Source organism: uncultured Campylobacter sp., from assembly GCF_938030815.1.
GTDB lineage: Bacteria > Campylobacterota > Campylobacteria > Campylobacterales > Campylobacteraceae > Campylobacter_B.
On sequence record NZ_CALHII010000093.1, the window covers coordinates 1 to 4,709 of the forward strand.

Here is a 4,709-nt window from a genome sequence, read left to right on the forward strand (position 1 = left end):
TTTAAAAGCTTTAACGGCTCGAAGCTTGAGTGTTAAACTCGCCTAATAAGCTGTGGCAAGGTTTCATTAACCGGGTCTTTTAGGTTTATGCGAAATTTTAATTTCGTCTTGTCGAGCTCAATGAAATTTCGCTAGGTCGTTCGGAGGGCGTCGTTTAGCCTATCTTGCGTGAAATTTGCGCTCAGATAAATCCTGCCCGCTCAAGTTTTAAAGCTAAGCTAAGCTTTTTGAAATTTAGCTCAGCAAAATTCGTGACCTTAAAAATTTGCCAGCTTAGTAGAGTTTAAATGCCTGACGGAATTTGCACGCTTGAAGGAAGTTATTAGCCAAGCAATTTATAAAATTCCGCTCGCTTTAGCTTGCACGGAATTTTCAAAATTTCATTTTGCAAAGCCTTATGACTATGAGGTTTGCGCAAATTCTATCCAGCTTTGCCTCTAAATTTTAAAGTAGGGCTAGGCTTTTAAGATTTTATAGTTTGGGCCCAGCGGCTCGGCTCGGAGGATAAATGTTTGAAATTCTAAAGGGGCTCGATTACACGCCGTTTCTCGTTTCATTAAAGCTTGCCAGCTTAACGACATTTGCGTTGTTTATCATCTGCGTGCCGCTCGCGTTTTTTATGGCGAGAAAAAATTTCCGCGGCAAAAGCGTGATCGAATCGATCATCTCGCTTCCGCTGGTGCTGCCGCCATCGGTGCTAGGCTTTTATCTACTCGTTTTTCTATCGCCGTATTCGGTGCTGGGCGAGTTTTTTGACAAACACTTCGGGCTTCGGCTCGTATTTAATTTCAGCGGGCTCGTGATCGCGAGCTGTATCTACTCACTGCCGTTTATGTTTTCGCCGCTGGTTTCGGGCTTTCGTTCGCTTCCGCGCTCGCTTTTTTGGGCGTGCGATTCGCTCGGTAAGGGCTATTTTTCCAAGCTTTTTCGCGTCGCGTTGCCTGCGATTCGCCACTCCCTGCTTAGCGCGCTAGTGATCTGCTTTGCGCATACGATGGGCGAGTTCGGCGTCGTGCTGATGATCGGCGGCAGCGTGAGCGAGCAGACCAAAGTCGCTTCCATCGCGATCTACGAAGCGACCGAGACGCTCGATTTCGCGCAGGCTCACGCATATTCGGCGCTGATGCTTATTTTTAGCTTTGTAGTGCTTTTGATTATGCATTTTTTGGGCGCGCGCGGTGCAAAAATCAAAGCTTAAATAGGCTTTAAAACGAAATTTGCTAAAATCCTGCAAAATTTGGAATTTGGCATGAAAAACAAAAAAGACTTCGTTACCGAAAGATTTAACGCCGCCTTGATTCTAGGCGCTGCGCTGCTTACGCTTGTAGTAGTTTGCGAGATTAGCTTTTTGCGCACTAGGATCGCTACGCAGCTTGATTTGCGGACGCGCACGGCGATTACTTTACTTAAAAATACCGACGAGTCGCTTTTTAGCGAGCTTGAAATTCTAAAAGAAACTATCCTTTCTTTAGACGCAAGGCATGAGGCTGCGCAAAGCGAGCTTTACGCGGATTTGATCCGCAATGTCGTAAAATCTTCTCATAGATTTGACGCTATTTTTTATCTGCGCGCCCGCGGCGCGGAGCAGGAGAGTTTGGCGCATTTTTCATCGGATGCGCGTATTTCGGATCTTGGCGAGATACGGCTTGCGGATATCGCAAGCGAGCTAAAAAAGGATGAATGGGTATCGCGCTATATGATGATGGATGGGGCGTGGCGGTATTTTTTAATCAAGCGTGTAAATGCGGATTCGTATCTATTAGGCTTTGCTAACACCGCTAGGCCGATTGCCAGGCTCTCTTCGCTGGGCGATATTTTGGTCTTTAATGCCGAAGGCAAATTCTTTAACGCTCCTGGCAGCGCAACCGATATATTGGGACAGGATTTTGATTTTTCGCGTCTAGGCGAAGTAGTGAGCTTCGAAGACGAATCTGGGCTAAGCTTTGCATATCTTGCGAAATTTGGGGATAATTTCGTAATGGCTCGCGAACGAGCCGGCTATTTTTTAGGCGCGGACGATTTTATCGTCGTAGCGCTAGCAGCAGCGATTTTAGCTTATTTAATCCTTCTAATTTCAAATTTTACGTTTTTAAAAAAGCGCGTTTTTATCCCGCTAGCGGCAGTTCAAAACGCTCTGCGCCAAGGGGATTATCACTCCAAAATCCGCGATATAGAAGCGCTAAATCCGCTAAGCTCCGTCTTAGAAATTTCTAAATCCATAGATGAGGTTTTGAAGTCTAATCTGCGCCACGGCGATTTTAGCCTCAGCTTTAAAGATGCGCTAAAATACAGCTCCCTTTCGGTGCTTAGCATCGATAACGTCGCAGGCACGATCGAAAGCGCTAGCAACGGTGCGCGCGAGCTTTATGGCGATGACGTCGTAGGACGGAATATATTCGCGCTGCAAGCAGGCTCGTTTTACGATCACGCCTATCAAACCCAGCGCGCAAACTATGTCAAAGAAAACTATGTCGTAACCCGCCAAGAGACCAAAAATGGCGTCAAAGACCTTTATGTTAAAAAATCTTATATCCGCGACGGAAGTAAAATTTCAACCCTTTTTGTGGTGCTGGATGCGTCAAAATATCGCAGATTTTACGATGAAACTAAGCAAAAATATGAGTATTTAAATCACGCGCCTATCGTTACACTCGTGTTTGACTACACTTCGGGCAAGATCGTAGATGCTAGCAAAAATATAAAAGAGCTTTGGGGTTACGAAGCGGCGCAGTTTTTAAGCGGCGAGATAAGGCTATGGGATTTGCTGGATGAAAAGGATGCGAATGAGGCTAAAAATGAAATTTTAAACCGCTTAGCCGATATGCCCGCAGAAGAGCTAAGCTTTTCTCAAAGCTATAAAATTCGCCACAACGACAATATCCGCTATAGCTACGAAGTGAACATCTATGTCAAAAAGTCCGCCGCCAGGGCTGCATTTTATTTTCAAAATATTGATGACGATGTTAAGGCGATCCGCGGCTTGCAGGAGGATTTGGACTTTTACCGCACCGTAATCGAGACTAGGAATTTTTGCACCTGCTTAATCGATCTTGATGCGCAGACGCTGTCGTTTGATAAAAATTACTTTAAAATTTTAAAATATCGCGGCAAAAGGCTAAACACTGCGATGAGCTTCGGGGAGTTCAGTTATGAAATTTACTTCGCGGATTTAGAGAATTTCAATAAAATGATCCGCGAATGCACCGCCGGGCTTAGAAGCGATTTTAGCTGCGAATTCCGTCTGCGAAACGCCGCTAATGCCTATACTTGGATCAGTATGCAAGGCTACGTCGCCGAAAAGCACGGCTCTCGCTCTCGCCTTGTAAAAACTACGCTCGAAGATATCAGCTCGCGCAAGCAGACGGAGCTGGAGTTAAATTTAAACGCTAACGTCTTTTCGCGCTCGCTAGAGGCGATCTTAATCACAGATGAGAGCGGTCGCGTGCTGCGCGCTAATAACGCCTTTTATGAAATCACTGGCTATAGCGAAAGCCAAACCATCGGCAAAATTCCAAATTTCTTCGCTCCTACGGAGGGCGGGGCAGACGTGATGGAGAGGATTAGAAAAAATCTCGTCGGCAAACAGACCTCCTATAAAGATGAAATTTACGGGCTGAAAAAGGATGGCGGCACCTTCCCCGCGCTATTTACGGCAATTGCGATAAAGGATGATTTTTCGCTTACTTCAAATTTCATTTTGATGTTTACCGAAATTTCGCAGATAAAGCAAAAGGAGAGCGAGCTAGCTAAGATCGCCCATCACGACGCGCTTACCGGGCTTCCAAATAGAGTATATTTTATGAAGGCTGCGCAGAGATTTACGGCAAGCTCGGGCGAAAATTCTAAGCTTATGGCGGTGCTTTTCATCGATTTTGACGGCTTTAAGGCGATCAACGACACCTACGGGCACGAGGTCGGCGATATGTTTTTACAAGCGATCTCAAAAGCGATGAGCGGGCTACTGCGTAAAGGCGATATCTTGGCGCGCCTAGGCGGCGATGAGTTTGGCGCCATCATAGGTGATCTGCAAAGTAAGGACGCCGCGCATGTGCTATTAGACCGTCTGCTTGGAATTTCAAAGATGAAATTTAACCTCAAAGGCAATGAGATTAGCGCAAGCATCAGCGTTGGCGCAGCGTTTTACGACGGCAGCGAAAAGATCGATTTTTCAGGACTTTTATCGCGCGCAGATAGGGCGATGTATCGCGCTAAAACGAGTGGTAAAAACCGCTACTGCATCTTTGAGCGCGCCGAAGCAGACGAACCTAGCGAGGAAGGGATTGCTGCAGCGATCGAAGAGAGGGAATTTTTCGTGCTCTATCAGCCGATCATTAGCGGCGCGCAGATTTATGGATATGAGCTGCTTTTACGCTGGGATCGCGGAAAGCGCGGAATTCTTGCCCCGCAGGATTTTGCGCAGATATTAAGCGAGCCTCGATTTGAGTTACCGATCTCAAAATTTGCGTTTTCAAAGATGATGGAATTTAACGCTCAAACGGGCGCAAACTGCTCTATAAACGTAAGTCTAGCCGTGCTTACAAACGACGAATTTTACGATTTCGTAGCTCATAGCTTGCGAGACAGGGCTAATGCAAAAGGCGAGTTGATGTTTGAGATAACCGATTTTAGCGAGCAAAATTTTAAGAAATTCGCCCCTGCGCGTGGGCGTTATCCGGATTTATTGGGTTTAAAGGGAGCGTAGGCCGCCC

2 protein-coding genes are annotated in these 4,709 nt (G+C 46.2%); both read left to right on the plus strand.

Going from position 1 to position 4,709, the window contains the following annotated elements:
• The first annotated feature begins 508 nt into the window (after positions 1-508).
• On the plus strand, positions 509-1,198 hold the full coding sequence (modB, locus tag Q0277_RS03315) for a molybdate ABC transporter permease subunit (RefSeq protein ID WP_297995574.1): 690 nt from the start codon (positions 509-511) through the stop codon (positions 1,196-1,198).
• 51 nt (positions 1,199-1,249) lie between these two features.
• Positions 1,250-4,702 carry a diguanylate cyclase gene (locus Q0277_RS03320; RefSeq protein WP_297995575.1) on the plus strand — a complete coding sequence of 1,151 codons (3,453 nt, stop codon included), beginning with the start codon at positions 1,250-1,252 and terminating at the stop codon, positions 4,700-4,702.
• The last annotated feature ends 7 nt before the right edge of the window (positions 4,703-4,709 follow it).

Coding starts and splice junctions, on each gene's coding strand:
- modB (WP_297995574.1), top strand. CDS start 509: ATGTTTGAAATTCTAAAGGGGCTCGATTACACGCCGTTTCTCGTTTCA.
- Q0277_RS03320 (WP_297995575.1), top strand. CDS start 1,250: ATGAAAAACAAAAAAGACTTCGTTACCGAAAGATTTAACGCCGCCTTG.